Annotated in this window: 11 protein-coding genes; 6 read left to right on the top strand and 5 right to left on the bottom strand. The window is 73.8% G+C overall.

What is annotated here, in order from left to right; translation table 11 throughout:
• Window positions 1–28 precede the first annotated feature (28 nt).
• The 3 genes from DLJ47_RS09535 to DLJ47_RS09525 all read left to right on the top strand — a co-directional run bounded on the left by DLJ47_RS09535 (window position 29) and on the right by DLJ47_RS09525 (window position 4,153).
• Entirely contained in the window at window positions 29–919 is an 891-nt protein-coding gene (locus tag DLJ47_RS09535; RefSeq protein ID WP_109899690.1) for a bile acid:sodium symporter family protein, read from the top strand.
• A 102-nt stretch (window positions 920–1,021) separates the two neighbouring features.
• Window positions 1,022–2,668: a glycoside hydrolase family 10 protein gene (locus DLJ47_RS09530; protein ID WP_109899689.1), complete on the top strand. Its 1,647-nt coding sequence runs from the start codon at window positions 1,022–1,024 to the stop codon at window positions 2,666–2,668.
• A gap of 261 nt (window positions 2,669–2,929) precedes the next feature.
• On the top strand, window positions 2,930–4,153 hold the full coding sequence (locus tag DLJ47_RS09525) for a multidrug effflux MFS transporter (protein WP_109899705.1): 1,224 nt from the start codon (window positions 2,930–2,932) through the stop codon (window positions 4,151–4,153).
• A gap of 19 nt (window positions 4,154–4,172) precedes the next feature.
• Here the strand turns inward: DLJ47_RS09525 and prfH are convergent, their stop codons facing one another.
• Both prfH and DLJ47_RS09515 read right to left on the bottom strand, forming a co-directional pair.
• Window positions 4,173–4,781 carry a peptide chain release factor H gene (gene prfH, locus DLJ47_RS09520; protein ID WP_109899688.1) on the bottom strand — a complete coding sequence of 203 codons (609 nt, stop codon included), beginning with the start codon at window positions 4,779–4,781 and terminating at the stop codon, window positions 4,173–4,175.
• Window positions 4,778–5,965 (bottom strand): RNA ligase RtcB family protein, encoded by a 1,188-nt coding sequence (locus tag DLJ47_RS09515; RefSeq protein ID WP_109899687.1) that lies wholly within the window; start codon window positions 5,963–5,965, stop codon window positions 4,778–4,780. Before DLJ47_RS09515 ends, prfH begins: the two co-directional genes overlap by 4 nt.
• 299 nt (window positions 5,966–6,264) lie before the next feature.
• Here DLJ47_RS09515 and DLJ47_RS09510 point away from each other — a divergent pair, with 299 nt between their 5' ends.
• The 3 genes from DLJ47_RS09510 (at window position 6,265) to DLJ47_RS09500 (ending at window position 10,558) form a co-directional block, all read left to right on the top strand.
• Window positions 6,265–6,669, top strand: a complete 405-nt coding sequence (locus DLJ47_RS09510; RefSeq protein ID WP_199235768.1) for a Fur family transcriptional regulator — start codon at window positions 6,265–6,267, stop codon at window positions 6,667–6,669.
• 48 nt (window positions 6,670–6,717) lie between these two features.
• Window positions 6,718–8,949, top strand: a complete 2,232-nt coding sequence (gene katG / locus DLJ47_RS09505) for a catalase/peroxidase HPI (RefSeq protein ID WP_109899685.1) — start codon at window positions 6,718–6,720, stop codon at window positions 8,947–8,949.
• 232 nt (window positions 8,950–9,181) lie between these two features.
• Window positions 9,182–10,558, top strand: coding sequence for an FAD-dependent oxidoreductase (locus DLJ47_RS09500; protein ID WP_109899684.1), 1,377 nt, complete (start codon window positions 9,182–9,184; stop codon window positions 10,556–10,558).
• Between the two features lie 4 nt (window positions 10,559–10,562).
• Here the strand turns inward: DLJ47_RS09500 and DLJ47_RS09495 are convergent, their stop codons facing one another.
• From DLJ47_RS09495 to DLJ47_RS09485, 3 genes are all read right to left on the bottom strand, one after another.
• Complete coding sequence (locus DLJ47_RS09495; protein WP_109899683.1) at window positions 10,563–14,483, bottom strand: AfsR/SARP family transcriptional regulator; 3,921 nt, start codon at window positions 14,481–14,483, stop codon at window positions 10,563–10,565.
• A 158-nt stretch (window positions 14,484–14,641) separates the two neighbouring features.
• Entirely contained in the window at window positions 14,642–15,940 is a 1,299-nt protein-coding gene (locus DLJ47_RS09490; protein WP_146228060.1) for a hypothetical protein, read from the bottom strand.
• A 16-nt stretch (window positions 15,941–15,956) separates the two neighbouring features.
• Window positions 15,957–16,678 (bottom strand): TOMM precursor leader peptide-binding protein (locus tag DLJ47_RS09485; RefSeq protein ID WP_158289802.1); only part of this gene is annotated, 722 nt, incomplete at its 5' end.

The following is a 16,678-nucleotide window of genomic DNA, read 5'->3' as shown; positions in this document are numbered from 1 at the left end:
GGTTACCGGGCGGTCACCATGTCGAGTCATGGACTCGGCGCTGACCCTGATCGGACTGCCCATCGCCCTCGGCGTCATCATGCTCGGCCTGGGTCTCGGGCTGACCGTCGACGACTTCCGCCGGGTGGCCCACCATCCGAAGGCCGCCGTCATCGCGCTGGTGTGCCAGGTGCTGCTGCTGCCGGCGCTCTGCTTCGCCCTGGTGCTCGCCTTCGACCTGGCACCGGAACTGGCCGTCGGGATGATGCTGCTGGCCGCCTCCCCCGGCGGCACCACCGCCAACCTCTACAGCCACCTGTTCGGCGGGCACGTGGCCCTGAACATCACCCTGACCGCCATCAACTCGGTGCTCGCCGTGTTCACCCTGCCGGTCGTGGTCAACCTGTCGGCGGGACACTTCCTGGCCGACGGGCGCAGCATCGGCCTGCAGTTCGACAAGGTGCTGCAGGTGTTCGCCATCGTGCTCGTCCCGGTCGCGGTCGGCATGCTGATCCGGGCCCGGGTGCCGCGCGTCGCCGAACGGCTGAACCGTCCGGTCCGGATCCTCTCCGTCGTCGTGCTGGTCGCGGTGATCGCCGGCGCGGTGCTCGGCGAACGGGAGAACATCGCCGACTACTTCGTCTCGGTCGGCCTGGCCGTGCTCGCGTTCAACCTGCTGAGCCTGGCGATCGGCTACGGGGTGCCGCGGCTGGCCGGGGTCGACCGGCCGGCCGCGACGGCGGCCGGCTTCGAGATCGGCATCCACAACAGCACCCTGGCCATCACGATCGCGCTCAGCCCGGCGCTGCTCGACAACACCCGGATGGCGATCCCGGGGGCCGTGTACGGCATCGTCATGTTCTTCACCGCGGCGGCCTTCGGCTACCTGGTGACCCGCGGCCGGTCCGTCGCCACGTCGGCCGAATCCGCCACCGCCTGAGGCGCCGGCCGGCGCGTCGGTCGGCCCGGCGGCGGCTTAGCTGATCGTTAAGTAATCGGCCCGGCTGTTCATCCGGCGGGTCGGGCTGGGCAGACTGGGGCGATGTCCGCCGCCGACCCGTCCGCTCCCGCCAGCCACCGCCGTCGTACCAAGGCCCCGGTCGCGGTGCTCGTCGCGCTCGCGGTGGCCGTCGGGGCCGGCGCCTGGTCGCTGCGCGACCGGGTCGACGGCGGTACGCGGACCGCGGGGGACGCGGCCGCCGTCCGCGCCCCGGCGGGCGGCGCCCACGACTGCGCCGGGCGGCCCGTCCAGGCGCCCCGCGAGCTGCGCGGGATGTGGATCACGACGGTGAACAACATCGACTGGCCGAGCCGGCGCGGACTGCCGACCGAGACGGTGCAGGCGGAGTTCCGGGCCTGGCTGGACCTGGCCGTCCGGAACAACCACAACGCGGTCTTCGTGCACGTGCGGCCGAGCGGGGACGCGCTCTGGCCGTCCAGCTACGCGCCCTGGTCGGAGTGGCTGACCGGCCGCCGCGACGGCCGTGACCCGGGCTGGGACCCGATGGAGTTCATGGTCGCCGAGGCGCACGCCCGCAACCTGGAGTTCCACGCCTGGTTCAACCCGTACCGGGGTGGGCAGCCGGCCACCGTGGGCGGGCCCGGCCCCGGGCTGGACCAGTTGGCGCCGACGCATCCGCTGCGTCGACACCGCGACTGGGTGGTGACCTACCCCAGCGCCGACCGGCCCGGCAGCCGCCTCTACTTCAACCCGGGAATCCCCGAGGCGCGCCGGTTCGTCGAGGACTCGATGTTGGAGGCGGTCCGCCGCTACGACGTCGACGGGGTGCACTTCGACGACTTCTTCTACCCGTACCCGGAGGCCGGGCAGGATTTTCCGGACGACGCGGCGTTCGCCCGGTACGGCCGGGGCTTCCCGGACAAGCACGCCTGGCGCCGGCACAACGTGAACACCCTGGTCCGCGAGATGAGCGAGCGGATCAAGGAGATCAAGCCGTGGGTGAAGTTCGGCATCAGCCCGTTCGGCATCTGGCGCAACAAGCGCACCGACCCGGCCGGCTCGGCGACCGCCGGGTTGCAGAGCTACGACGCCATCTACGCCGACACCCGGCTCTGGGTACGCGAGCAGTGGCTGGACTACGTCGTGCCGCAGCTCTACTGGCACATCGGGTTCGACAAGGCCGACTACGCCAAGCTGCTGCCGTGGTGGACGGCCACGGTGAAGGGCACCCGGGTGCAGCTCTACATCGGCCAGGCCGACTACCGGGTGGGCGAGCGCGGCGCCTGGCGCGACCCGGCCGAGCTGGACCGCCAGCTCGCCCTCAACCGGCGGCACGGCGTGCACGGGAGCGTGCACTTCAGCGCCAGGCAGGTACGCGCCGACCGGCTCGGCGCGGTCAGCCGCTACCGCGCGGCGCACTACGCCGGCCCGGCGCTGGTGCCCACGATGGCGCAGCTACCGGCGGCGCCCCCGGCCGCCCCCACGGTCACCGAGGCGCGGCGCGCGGACGGCGGCGGGGTCGCGTTGACCTGGCGCGGCGACGGAGCGACCAGCTTCGCCGTCTACCGGGTGGACGGCGACACCGCCCGGCTCGTCGGCACCACCCGGGGCGCCGGCTGGGTCGACCGCGGCGCACCGGCCGAGGGCCCGCTCACCTACTGCGTGTCCGGCCTGGACCGCAGCGGGAACTCCGGCGGCCTCAGCGCGCCGGTCCCGGTCGCCGGCTGAACCGACAGCTGGCCGCCCGGCCGACTCCGGAGCGCCCCGCCGGCGCAACCTCGACCCGAGGACGGCGCCGGACGATCGCCTGTGACCTCCGTTACCTCGGGCCGGACCGGGAATCAGATCACCGGATCCGGATTTGGAGTCAGGTGTGACTCCTGACCTGTTTCCCGCCCGACTGCCCGCCGACCGGTCGGAGTCGATCCGATGACCGCCACCGTCGACGTCCCGGCGGCCGCGGCGGCTCCGCTGACACCCGGTGAACTGATGAGCGCCCGGCAACGCCTGCGGCTGGTCCTCGTGCTCGGGTCGCTGATCGCGGTCGGGCCGCTGACGATCGACATGTACCTGCCCGCGCTCCCCGCGATCGTCGCCGACTTCCACACCACGTCGGCCGCGGTCCAGCTGACCCTCACCGGCACGCTGGCCGGCCTCGCCCTCGGCCAGCTGCTGATCGGCCCGCTGTCCGACGCCGTCGGCCGGCGCGGGCCGCTGATCGCCGGCATCGCGCTGCACGTCGTGGCGTCACTGCTCTGCGTCGTCGCACCGAACATCGCGGTGCTCGGTGCCCTGCGGGTGGTGCAGGGCCTCGGCGTCGCGGCGGCCTCGGTGGTCGCGATGGCAGTGGTCCGCGACCTCTTCAACGGCGCGGCCTTCGCCCGGCTGCTCTCCCGGCTGCTGCTGGTCATGGGTGCCGCGCCGATCCTCGCGCCGACCCTCGGCGGCGGGCTGCTGCGCTGGACGGACTGGCGCGGCGTGTTCGTGGCCCTGGCCGCGTTCGGTGTGCTGCTCGTCGTGGTCGCCGTCCTCGGCCTCCGCGAGACGCTGCCGGCCGATCGCCGCCGGCCGCTCGGGCTGGCCGCGACGATGAGCGGGTACGGCTCGCTGCTGCGGGACCGGACGTTCGTGGGCCTGGTCCTGGTCGCCGGGCTGGCCATGGCGGCGCTGTTCGCGTACGTGGCCGGGTCGTCGTTCGTGCTGCAGGAGCAGTACGGCCTGGACGAGCAGCAGTTCGGGCTGGCCTTCGGCGCCGGGGCGGTCGGGCTGATCGCGGCGACCCAGTTCAACGTACGGCTGCTGCGCCGCTATCCGCCGCAGCGGATCCTCGTCGCTGCCCTGGGCGTGGGGACCGCGGCGGGGCTGGCGATGCTCGGCTTCGCGGCGACCGGGCTCGGCGGGCTGCCGAGCCTGCTGGTGTCGCTGTGGGTGGTGCTCGCCGCCGCGGGCCTCGCCATGCCGAACGCGCCGGCCCTGGCGCTGTCCCGGCACGGGGAGGCGGCCGGAACCGCCTCCGCGCTGCTCGGCGCCGTGCAGTTCGGCGTCGGCGCGCTGGCCGCGCCGCTGGTGGGTGTGCTGGGCACCGGTGCGGTGGCGATGGCCGTGGTGGTCGCCGGTGGCATGGTGGCCGCGACGGCGGTGCTGCTGGTGGTCGTCCGGCCGGCCCGGCTCGCCGAGCTGGGCTCGGACCCGGTGGTCGTGGCGGCGCACTGACCACCCGTCGCGCCGGCGGTCACGGGCGTTCGACCCGGATGGGGTTGCCGCGGACGAGGTCGTCGTGGATCCGCCACCGGGCGGTGGTGGCGGCCTGCCGCGCCGCCTCGTCCCCGCGCTCGACGCGCTGCCGCAGCAGCTCGATCGCGGTGCGGCGGTTGAGGCTGAACCGTCGTTCGGTGTCGACCACGACGACCAGGCCCGAGGGGCGGTGGGTCGCCCGGACCGCCGTGCTGACCTTGTTCCGGTGCTGGCCGCCGGGGCCGCCGGTCCGGCAGGCCATGATCTCGACGTCCGCCTCGGTGAACGACGTGGCCGGAATGTCGAGCTGGCACGGGTGGGCGATGACGTACCAGTTCTTCCGGCCGGCGCTCGCCCGGTAGGGGCTGGCCGCCTGCCAGCACAGGGTTCCGGTCCAGGACGCGGCGAACGGCTCGGCGCCGGCCCCACAGATCTGGACCAGGACCGACCGGTAGGTGTCGCGCCGGTCGCCGGACACGGTCTGGACCCGGCGGGTCGCCAGGCCATGTCGGGCGGCGTCGGCTTCCAGACGGCGCAGCAGCCGGCCCAGCGCCCAGGCACACTCCCGCGGGCCCCGCCCGGCGGACAGCAGCAGGTGGACGCTCATCGCCGGCCTCGCCGGCGGCGGTCGTCCCGGCGGTCCGGCCGGGGCGTGGACCCGACGTCGGGCGTCTTGTAGGTGACCACCGGGACCGTGGTGGCCACCGGGGTGGCCAGACCGTGGTCGACGAGGTCGCCGATCACCCGCTCGATGCGCTTGTAGGCAGTGGGCGCCTCCTCGAAGAGCAGTTGGCGGTCGCCGCAGACCACCAGCGACCCCACCGGGGTGCGGCGCAGCTCCTCGACGGTGTGCTTGATCCGGCCCCGGCGCAGCGCGTCGGCGCGGGACATCTTCCGCCCCGCGCCGTGCGCCACCGAGTGGTTGGCCTCCGGGCCGGCGTGGGCGGCCACCAGGTAGGAGGGGGTGCCGCGGGTGCCGGCGACCAGCACGTCCCGGCCGTCGCCCGGCGCCGCGCCCTTGCGGTGCAGGTAGACCCCGTCGCGGCGCTGCACCAGGTTGTGGCACTGGTCGACCACCGGCTCGGTCGGCTCGGCCCCGAGGGCGTACGCCACCCGGGCGGCCAGCAGCCGCCGGTTCAGCGACCCCCACCGTACGGCGTCGTCGTGCGCCGCCAGGTAGGCGGCGGGGTCCGGGGTGGGACCGGCGCCGTGGACCTCGGTGTGCGCCCGCAGGATCCGCTCGCCCAGCCCTCGGGAACCGCTGTGCACGACGAGCACGAGGTCGCCGGCGTCGAGCCCGAGTCGGCTCGCGTGGCCGGGCTCGAGGACGGTGCCGATCCGGGCCAGTTCGACGAAGTGGTTACCCCGGCCGACCGTCCCGAGCCCCTCGACGTGGCCGGCGGGCACCCCGCCGGTCAGGACGGACCAGACCGGGTCGTCGGCGTCCCGGTCCGGGTCGAGCGCGCGGTCGAGGTCGGGGAACCGGGCGGCGAGCTTCTCGGGTACGACGCGCCTGAGGTTGATCGGGAACACCGCGATGCCGCACCCGATGTCGGAGCCGACCAGGAACGGGTACAGCTCGGTCGACGTCATGGCGGCGCCGATCGGCGCGCCCTTGCCGGGGTGCAGGTCCGGCATGCCGGCGACGTGGATCATGCCGTCGAGGGTGGCGACCTGGTGGCACTGCGCGACCGCGTCGGACTCGATCCAGCTGGTGGGGGAGGCGAAGACGGTGACGGTGGCGGGGCTGGACTGCGGCAGAAACTCCTGCCGGACATGCTGCTGGGACAACGACGCTCACTTCTCTCCGGGAGAGGGATGGACGGACGGCACGGCGGCGCCGTGGGGGCGGGGGCCTCGGTGCGTGGCGGAGGGTCCGTCAGAACGTCATGGACGTCACCCTGCCGGAGCCGGCCGTACGGCGGCAAGCGACTTTCGGTGGCGGCCCGACCCCGCCCGCCGAAGCCCGGTGAGCTGGCGGGGGCGGACCGCGTGGCCGGCCCCGAGGTGACGTCCGAGATTTTTTCTTGACTCATTCCAGAAAACCGGCCAGACTTCCGGGCGTGGCCACGGCTCTGGACTTCCAGCAGATGCTGCGCGGGGCCGCGTTGCGCGTGACCCGTCCCCGGATGGCGGTGCTGAACGCGGTGCACGCGCATCCGCACGCCGACACCGACTCGATCATCGGTGCCGTGCGCAGGGACCTCCCCGAGGTGTCCCGCCAGGCGGTGTACGACGTGCTGCGCGCGCTGACCGCCGCGGGCCTGGTGCGGCGCATCGAGCCGCCCGGCAGCGTGGCCCGCTACGAGGCGCGGACCGGGGACAACCACCACCACGTGGTGTGCCGGTCCTGCGGCCTGATCGCCGACGTCGACTGCGCCGTCGGCGCGGCGCCCTGCCTGACCGCTTCCGACGACCACGGTTTCTCGATCGACGAGGCCGAGGTCGTCTACCGGGGTCGCTGCCCCGACTGCTCCACCGCTGGCACCTCCTGATCCCACTGTTCCGCCCACCACGGAAGGAATGCGTTGTCCGAGAACCCGATGTCCGAGCACCACGAGGCCGTCGTCCATGACGCGGAGGCGGGCAGCGAGTCTCGCTGCCCGGTCGCGCACGGTCGCGCCCCCCACCCGACGCAGGGCGGCGGCAACCGCGGCTGGTGGCCGGAGAGCATCAACCTCAAGATCCTCGCCAAGAACCCCGCGGTGCGGAATCCCCTCGGCGAGGAGTTCGACTACGCCGCGGCGTTCCAGAGCCTCGACCTGGCCGCCGTGAAGCGCGACATCGCGGAGCTGCTGACCACCTCGCAGGACTGGTGGCCGGCCGACTTCGGCCACTACGGCCCGCTCATGATCCGGATGGCGTGGCACAGCGCCGGCACCTACCGGATCAGCGACGGCCGGGGCGGCGCCGGCGCCGGCATGCAGCGCTTCGCGCCGCTCAACAGCTGGCCGGACAACGGGAACCTGGACAAGGCCCGCCGCCTGCTGTGGCCGGTCAAGAAGAAGTACGGTCAGCAGATCTCCTGGGCCGACCTGATGATCCTCGCCGGCAACGTCGCCCTGGAGTCGATGGGCTTCAAGACCTTCGGCTTCGCCGGCGGCCGGGCCGACGTCTGGGAGCCGGAGGAGGACGTCTACTGGGGACCCGAGACCACCTGGCTGGGTGACCAGCGCTACACCGCTGACCGGGAGCTGGAGAACCCGCTCGCCGCGGTGCAGATGGGCCTCATCTACGTCAACCCCGAGGGTCCGAACGGCAACCCGGACCCGGTCGCCTCGGCCCGGGACATCCGCGAGACGTTCCGCCGGATGGGGATGAACGACGAGGAGACGGTCGCGCTGATCGCCGGCGGCCACACCTTCGGCAAGACCCACGGCGCCGGCCCCGCGGACCACGTCGGCCCGGAGCCGGAGGCCGCCCCGATCGAGCAGCAGGGCCTGGGCTGGAAGAGCAGCTTCGGCACCGGCAAGGGCGCTGACACGATCACCAGCGGTCTCGAGGTGACCTGGACCTACCACCCGACCCGCTGGGACAACGAGTTCTTCCACATCCTGTTCGCCTACGACTGGGAACTGGTGAAGTCGCCGGCGGGCGCCAACCAGTGGCGGCCGAAGAACGGCGCGGGCAGCGACATGGTGCCGGAGGCGCACGATCCGACCAAGCGCCGCGAGCCGCGGATGCTGACCAACGACCTCGCCCTCCGGTTCGACCCCGTCTACGAGCAGATCTCCCGGCGCTTCCACGAGCACCCGGACGAGTTCGCGGACGCCTTCGCCCGGGCCTGGTTCAAGCTGACCCACCGCGACATGGGCCCGATCCAGCGCTACCTCGGCCCCGAGGTCCCCACCGAGGTCCTGGTCTGGCAGGACCCGGTTCCGGCGGTGGACCACGAGCTGGTCGACGCCGACGACGTCGCCGCCCTCAAGGCGCAGATCCTCGCCTCCGGGCTGTCGGTGCCCCAGCTGGTCTCCACCGCCTGGGCGTCGGCGTCCACCTTCCGCGGCGGCGACAAGCGCGGCGGCGCCAACGGCGCGCGCATCCGCCTGGAGCCGCAGAACAGCTGGGAGGTCAACAACCCGGACGAGCTGGCGCGGGTGCTGCGCACCCTGGAGGGCATCCAGGAGGCGTTCAACGCCGCCCAGACCGGCGGCAAGAAGGTCTCGCTCGCCGACCTGATCGTGCTCGCCGGCGGCGTCGGCGTCGAGCAGGCCGCGCGGAACGCCGGCTTCGACATCGACGTTCCCTTCACCCCGGGACGCACCGACGCGACCCAGGAGCAGACCGACGTGGAGTCGTTCGCGGCGATGGAGCCGACCGCTGACGGGTTCCGCAACTACCTCGGCAAGGGCAACCGCCTGCCGGCCGAGTTCCTCCTGGTCGACAAGGCGAACCTGCTGACCCTGACCGCGCCCGAGATGACCGTCCTCGTCGGTGGTCTCCGCGTCCTGGGCGCCAACTACCAGCAGTCGTCGCTGGGTGTCCTCACCAGCACCCCGGGCTCGCTGACCAACGACTTCTTCGTCAACCTGCTCGACCTGGGCACCACGTGGCGGGCGACGTCCGAGGACGCGAACACGTTCGCGGGTCTCGACGCCGCCACCGGTGAGGTCCGGTGGACCGGCAGCCGCGTCGACCTGGTCTTCGGGTCCAACTCGGAGCTGCGCGCGCTCGCCGAGGTCTACGCGGGCGACGACGCGCGGGAGAAGTTCGTCCGGGACTTCGTCGCGGCGTGGGTCAAGGTGATGAACCTGGACCGGTTCGACCTCGCCTGATCCCGACCTACGGGCCGGCCGGCGCACGCCGGCCGGCCCGTCGTCGATCCGGCCGCCGGTACCGCCGCCGGTGGCCGGCCGGTGGCGGTACGACGCCTGATTTGTCGGAAACCCGTCCGGGCGGTGGCCCGTGGTCGTGCGACGATCGTCGGGCGGCTCGTCCGCCGGCCCGCCCAGGCACGATCGCAGGCAGGCGAGCAGAGGCCACACCTCGTACCCCTTGGAGAGCACCATGTCCCTCTCCCCGGCTCGGGTCTTCGCGGCGCTGAACGCGGTGCGACCCCTCGAGCGGTCGTGGCCGGTGCTGGGCAAGGCCGTGGTGGTCGGCGGCAGCGTCGCGGGGCTGCTGGCCGCGCGGGTGCTCTCCGACCACGCGGAGAGCGTCGTCATCCTCGACCGGGACGACCTGCACGCACCCGGCGGGCGGCCCGGGGTGCCACAGGGGACACAGCTGCACGCGCTGCTGCCCGGCGGCTTCCTCCAGCTCGAACAGCTGTTTCCCGGGTTCCGCGAGCAGGCTCTGGCCCAGGGGGCGGTGGAGGCCCCGCCGGCGGCCCGGCGGAGCTACCTGGACGGCCGACGGAAGGTCGTCGTACCCGACGACGCCGACAGCCTGGCCGGCAGCCGGCCGCTGCTCGAAGGCCTGATCCGCCAGCAGGTGCTACGCCTGCCCAACGTCAAGACGGTCACCGCCCGCGCCACCGGCCTGGTGGTCGACGGCGCCGTGACCACCGGGGTGCGCTTCGACGTCGGCGGGATGTCCGGCGTCGAGAGCGGAGACCTCGTGGTGGACGCCATGGGCCGGTCCAGCCGGCTGTCCGACTGGCTGGAACAGGCCGGCTGGGAGCGGCCGGTCACCCGGCGGATGACCGTGCACCTCAACTACGCGACGGCGCTGTTCCGCCGCCGCGAGGCGAACCCGGACCTGACGGTCGTCATGGCGCTGCACACCCCGAGGATGGCGTCCGACGTGGCCGGGGCCGCGTTCTTCGCCATCGAGGACGGCCGGTGGATGGCCATGATGGCCGGCTACGGGGACAACCGGCCGGGGCGCACCGCCGAGGACTTCGTCCGCCGGCTGCGGCAGCAGTTCCCACCGGAGTTCGGCGAGGTCGCCGGCAGCGAGCTGCTCGGCGACGTGCGGACCTACCGCCACGCCGACAGCCGGCGGCGCGAGTTCGCCGCGCTGAAGCGGTTCCCGGCCGGGCTGGTCAGCGTCGGCGACGCGGTGGCGTCCTTCAACCCGGTGTACGGGCAGGGGATGACGGCGGCGGCGCTGCACGCGGCCTGCCTGTCGACGTACCTGCGCTCCGGGCCGGACCTGCGGGTGCCCGCGCGCCAGTTCCTCGCCCTGCAGAAGGTGGTGGTCGACGCCGCCTGGTCGATGTCGACCTCCGCCGACCTGGCGCTGCCGCACGTCGACGGCCCCTACCCGCGCGGCTACCGGCTCTCCAGCTGGGTCAGCCGGCAGATCGTCACGGCGACCGTCACCGATGTGCCGACCGCGCGGCGCTTCAACGACGTCGTCTCCATGCGCGCGCACCCGCGCTCGCTGGCCACGCCCGGCGTGGTCCTCGGCGCCCTGCGCGCCAACCTGCGGGCCCGCTGAGCGCTCACCGCGGCCGGACGCCGACGGTGCCGACCCGGCCGGCGACGGCTGCCGCCCCGGACCGGTCCGCACCGCCGTGGTCGCCGTCACCGGCGCCCGGCCGGCGGTGGTCGGCAGCACGCGCCGTCCGACGGTCCGGATCGGTGTCCGCCAGGAACCTCTCGATCCCGGGATCGCGGCCGGTCACGCAGTTGTCCAGGATCTCCCGCGCGGCGGCCCGGCTCGACTCGGCGAGGCCGAGGTCCCCGGTCATCTCGTGCACCCGGGCGGACTGCCGCAGCACGATGCCGTACAGGAAGGGGCGGCCCAGGCCCTCGGCGAGGTGACCGGCGCGGTGCAGGTCGGCGAGGGCGGCCTCGGCCTCGCCACGGCGCACCGCGACCTCGGACCGGACGATCAGGCCGTGCCATTCCGCCTCGCCGTATCCCACCTCGCGGGCCTCGGCGATGCCGTGGTCCAGCCACCAGCCGGCCTCCTCCGCCCGGCCCTGCCGGACCAGGGCCCGGCCGACCGACACGCGGGACATCGCCAGGAACCGGTCACCGAGCGCCTGCCGGGCCTCCAGCGCGCGGCGGGCGAAGCGCTCCGCGGCCGCCGGGCGGCCCAGGACGTCGTACGCCTCGCCGAGGTTGTGCAGGCTGACCGCCATGTTGAAGCCGTTACCCGCCTGCCGGTACAGCCGGTACGCCTGGATGAAACAGGAGACGGCGTCGGCGGGCCGCTCGATCTCGTAGTAGATCAATCCGATGATCTGCAACGTCGTCGCCTGCAGCGGGTCACCGGTCCGCCTCCGGATCGCCAGCGCGGCCTCGAGCTGCGCCAGCGCTTCCTGCTGGTGGCCGAGCCGGTGCCGGGCCAGCCCCAGTGAGGTCAGGGCCAGCGACTCACCCGCCAGATCGCCGCCGGCGGCGTCCCGGGCGAGCGCCGCGAGCTCACCGAGCTCCGCCCAACGTGACCGGGGCGCCAGATAGGGGCCGATCGCGCGCAGCAGATCCAGTGCGGCCGTGCCGGGATGACGGCGGGCGACAGCCAGCAGCGTGGGGAGCTCGCGCTCCAACCAGCCGTTGGCGGCCGTCGGGTCGGGAAAGGTCATCGCGTGTGGCGACTCGACCGGCCCACGGTCGAGCGGTCCCGGCCGGACGATGTTGGCCGCCCGCCAGGCGGTCGCCACGTAGTAGGCGATGATGCGCTCGGCGGCGGCGCGCGTCTCGTGCCCGCCTTCGTCGCCGTCGATCAGCTCCTGCCCGGTGAGCCGCAGCAGGTCGTGCAGGCGGTACCGGTCGGACTCGAGCAGCTCCAGCAACTGCAGTTCGACCAGGCGTTCCACGACGGCGTCGGCTCGGGCCGCCGGCACGTCCAACAGCGCGGCGACGGCGGTGGCGTCGAACGGCTGCACGGCCAGCTCCGCCAGCAGGCGGAACGCCTGGGCCGCCTGCCGGTCCACCAGGGTTCCGGATTCGTGTAGCTGCTGATAGCCGGAGCGCAGGCAGGCCCGGACGCTGAACTGCGGAAGCTCCAGCAGGTCCAGCCGGTTGCGCTCGTCGGTCAGCCGGTCCGCCAGCCGCCGGAGCGACAGCGCCGGATGGGCGGCCAACCGGGCACCGACCACCCGCAGCGGCAACGGAAGGTGCTCGCACAGCCGGCCGAGCCGGGCGGCCTGCTCCGGCTCCGCGGCCACCCGTTCCGCTCCGACCAGCTCGGCGAGCATCCGCACGGACTCCGCGGGTGACAGCGGGCCGACCGGCACGTGCACCGCACCGTCCAGCGAGTTGAGCATCATCCGGCTGGTTACCAGCACCAGACAGTCCGCCGACGCGGGCAACAGCGTGGCTACCTGGTGCGCGTCGATGGCGTTGTCGAGCAGGATCAGCACCTTGCGGCTGGCCGACAGGGAGCGGAACTGGGCGATCGCCTCCGCGTGGTCGCCACTGATCGCCGAGGCGGGCAGGCCCAGGCCGGTCAACAGGCGGGTCAGTGCCGCGAGCGGCGTGAGCGGGGTGAGCGCCGGGGTGGAACCCTGCAGGTCCAGGTAGAGCTGACCGTCCGGGAACCGGTCGGCGAACCGGTGCGCCAGCCACACCGCCAGGGTCGACTTCCCGGAGCCGGCGGGGCCGTTGAGGGCGAGCACGGCCGGACGCGCTCCGGTGCGCGACGCACCGGCGGCGAGCCGCAGGGCGGTGCGCTCCCGAACCCGGCCGACCAGTACGGCGGGTGCGGGCGGCAACTGCCGCGGCCGGACCCCGGCCGGCTCCGCCGACGGCACCGGACCGGTGACCGGATCGCCGGGCGTCCAGAGCGTCTTGTCATGCGTCAGCACCGCACGGTGGGCCTGCCGCAGATCCGGCCCCGGTTCGATGCCGAGCTGCTCACGCAGGGCCAGTCGGGCGCGTTCGTACGCCTCCAGCGCCCCCGCCGGATCGCCGGCCTGGCTGAGCCCGTTCATCAACAGGGCGTGCGCCCGTTCCCGGGTCGGATTGGCGGCGACGTGCCGGCGCAGCAGCGGCACCGCGTCCTTCGCCCGATCCAGTCGCAACAGCAGGGCCGCCTGCTCCTCCACGGCGTAGGTGAACTCGGCGTCGAGCTGCGCCGTGTACCAGCTGAGCAGCGGTCCGGTTCGCACGTCGGCGAGCGTCACGCCGCGGCGCAGGGCGAACGCCCGATCCAGCAGGGACAACGCCTGGTCCTGCTCGTTGGCGGTCCGAGCGGCCCGGGCGGCGCCGGTCAGGTGCCGGAAGGTCTGCGCGTCGAGCTGGTCCGGCGCCAGGTGCAGGACGTAGCCACCCCGGGCGGGCACCAGCAGGTCCCGACCGGTCGGGCCGAGGTGCTGCCGGATGGCGTCGACGAGTTCGCCCAGCTCGGCGTGGGCCGCCGCGGGCGGATCCATGCCCCAGATCTCCTCCGCCAGGGTGTCGAGATCGACGGGGTCACCGGCCCGCACCAGCAGGCAGGCCAGCACGATGCGGGAGCGGGGTGGGAGGGCCGGCAGCGCCGAGCCGTCCCGTTCCACCCGCAGCGGGCCGAGCAACCCGAACCACAGCACCTCGCCGGCCGGCGCCGCACGGCGCTCCGTCGTCGCGGTCCTGGCCTGGGCGTCGGCGGCCGGCTGGCCCGCCGGTCGCGGCGCACCGCGGAGGACCTCCTGGTGGAGGTCCTTCACCACCGGCTCGGGTACGACCTGGAGGCTGGGGTCGTTGCGCAGGATCAGGTCCCGCAGCCGGGCCAGCTCCGGGGTCGGGTCGACGCCGAGCTCGTCGACCAGGCGGCGGCGGAACTGGTCAAAGCGGTCCAGCGCCTCGCCCGGCCGGTTGGTCAGGTACAGCGCCCGCATGAGCCGCCCGACCAGCGGCTCCCGCCACGGGTAGGCCTCGACGAGTTCCAGCAGCCGGCCGATCACCTCGTCGTACCGGCCGAGGCCCAGTTCGAGGTCGAGGCACCGCTCGACCACCGTCATCCGGCGCTCGTCGAGGCGCTGGGCGGCGGCGGTCAGCGCCGGCGTACGCAGGCCGTCCAGCGCCGGGCCGTGCCACAGCGCCAGCGCCTCCCGGAGGCTGGCCACGGCGGCCTCCGGCGCGCCCTGGTCGAGGTGCCGGTCGGACTGGCGGACCCGTGCCTCGAAGACGTCCAGGTCGAGCTGACCGTCGGCGACCGTCAGCAGGTAGCCGGAGCCCTGGGTGCCGATGACGTCGGCGGGGAGTCCGGCCTCGCGCATCGCTCGCCGCGCGGCGGCCACCCGGTTGCGGACCTGCACCTCGGCGCTCGCCGGGGGATGGTCGCCCCAGGCGGCGTCCACCAGCCGGGAGACCGGTACCAGGCGGTTGGCTTCCAGCAGCAGCGCGGCCACCATGGCCTGGCTGCGCGGGCCGCCCACGGGCACCGGCCGGTCGTCGACGCGCACCTCGACCGGACCGAGCAGCCGGAACGTCACCGCTGGCACCTGTTCGCCCTCCGAAGCGCCGGTCAGGGCGACCGCGATCGGTGGCTCGCGGGCGCCGTGTCAGGCTCGACAGTAGGCGAGGGCGGGAAATCGGCAACGTGGTGTCCCGGGATGGGGTGGCGGCGGGCCGAGCGGGCCACCCCGCCCGGTCAGCCGGCGGGCATCGGCTCGGCCCGGGGCACGTCCCGGGTGGCGGCCGGCGGGCGACGGCGACGGGCGTGCCGGCGGTAGAACGTGCCGAGGTAGATCGCCTGCAGGGTGCCCTCGACCGCCAGCACCAGCGCCCCGTCCACGGCCGCGAGCAGGCTTCCACCGGTCGCGCCGGCGATCACCGCCGAGCCGGCCTGGACCGCCCCGTGCAGCAGGATCGGGATCCCGAAGCCGACGAAGCTGGCCAGCGCGACCAGGCTGCCGAGCACGACGGCCGCCGAGTAGAGCCGCACCGCGCGGCGTTCGTGCGCCGGCAGCTCGGCGCTCGGGTCCGCCCCGGCCGCCGCCACCCGGCCGGGCAGCGCCGCGTGGCCGCACCGGCGCAGCAGGTGCCGGGCGTACGCGAGGCCGTCGTGGAACAGGTTGCGGCACCGCAGCAGGTCGAGCAGGACGAAGTAGAGGTCGGTGCGCATGTAGACGTGCAGTTGCAGCACCATCGACATGACGATCACCAGCACGACGGCGGCGAGCAGCCCGTCGACCAGCGGAGGCGGCCCGGCGTACCCGATCACCAGCAGCGCGCCGCAGACGACGGCGAGGTCCCAGAGCAGCCCGCTCAGGTAGACCCGGTACCGGTTCCGGCGCGGCACCGACCAGATCGCCGTCACGTCGGTCTCCAACACCAGGTGGTGCAGCCGTGTGGCGAACCGGATCCGTGCCGGCGCGCCGAGCGAGCGGGCCGCGACCAGGTGGCTCAGCTCGTGGAAGATCGCCGTGACCGAGAAGAGCGCGGTGTTGACCAGCACGGCGAGGCCGACGTAGTCGGTCCAGAAGAAGTCCCGGTACGACGGCAGCAGTTCAGGACGGCGTACGACGGTGACCAGGGTCGTCGCGACCAACGCCAGGTAGACCAGCTTCGCCGCGGGGCCGAAGAGCCAGCTCACGTGCCCGGCCCGCAGGCCGGGCAGATGCGGCCGGAGCGGGCGGTGCGGGTCGGCGACCGGCCGGCCGTCGACCTCGGCGACCATGCCCGCCTCGCGCAGCGCCGCCACCAGGTCCGCCAGGTCGACGTCGACGTCGTGCTCGGTGGCGAGCCGGTGCTCGGCCGCGCCGATCGACAGCCCGGCGTCGAGCAGGTCGACGGCCCGGGCGCCGATCGTCGGCAACTCCACGAACTCGCCGACGTCGGGCCGGCCCACCACCACCGCGTCGGGGTCGTCGTCGGACGGCCGGACCCGAAGCGGGTGGAACCGGACGCGGCTCTCCGCCGCTGGCGGCGTTTCCGCCGTCTCGGTCACGGCCACCTCCACCTGATCAGCTCCGGTTCTCGGCACGGGGCCCGCAGGAGGGGCAGTCCGGGTCGTGCGGGACGTCGATGAAGTACTGGTGCTCCCAGCGCGCGATGCTCTGGTGGAAGACCCGGCCGGCGACCTGCTGCGGCAGTCCGGCGAGGTGGTAGAGCACCTCCAGCGCGCACAGGTGCCCCGAGATGTTGGCGCTGGCCGCGATGACCGCGTTGGGGCGCGGCTGGCCGGTCAGCGGCTTGCCGTCGGTCTGGAACTCGTGCCTGTCGGGCCGGCGGGACAGGCAGGTGTAGCAGCCGGTCCGGTACGGCAGGAACGAGCCGACGACGGTCATCGGGCCGGTGTAGAGGGCCATGAACCAGGGTGTGCGGGTACGCAGCGCGGCCTCGTTCGTCCAGCTCTGGATCAGCCGCACGGGCTTGTCGGCGCAGAGCACGAAGGCGTCGCAGCCGGCCATCAGGGGGACGATGTCCTCGACGGAGCGCACCTGGCACTCCTCGCCGGTCACCTCCACCCGGGAGTTCATCGCCCGCAGCCGCTCCACCGCTGTCTTCACCTTCGGCTGGCCGACGTCGCGCTCGGTGTAGAGCAACTGGCGGGTCAGGTTCGCCTCGTCGACGACGTCGAAGTCGACGCAGTGCAGGCTGCCGACGCCGCTGGCGACCAGGCCGGCGGCCACCGCGGTACCGGTGCCACCGAGGCCGAGCAGGCCCACCCGGGCCCGCCCGATCC

This window comes from Micromonospora sp. S4605, from assembly GCF_003176715.1.
GTDB classification, from domain to species: domain Bacteria; phylum Actinomycetota; class Actinomycetes; order Mycobacteriales; family Micromonosporaceae; genus Micromonospora; species Micromonospora echinaurantiaca.
This window is presented reverse-complemented; position numbering and strand designations above follow the sequence as displayed.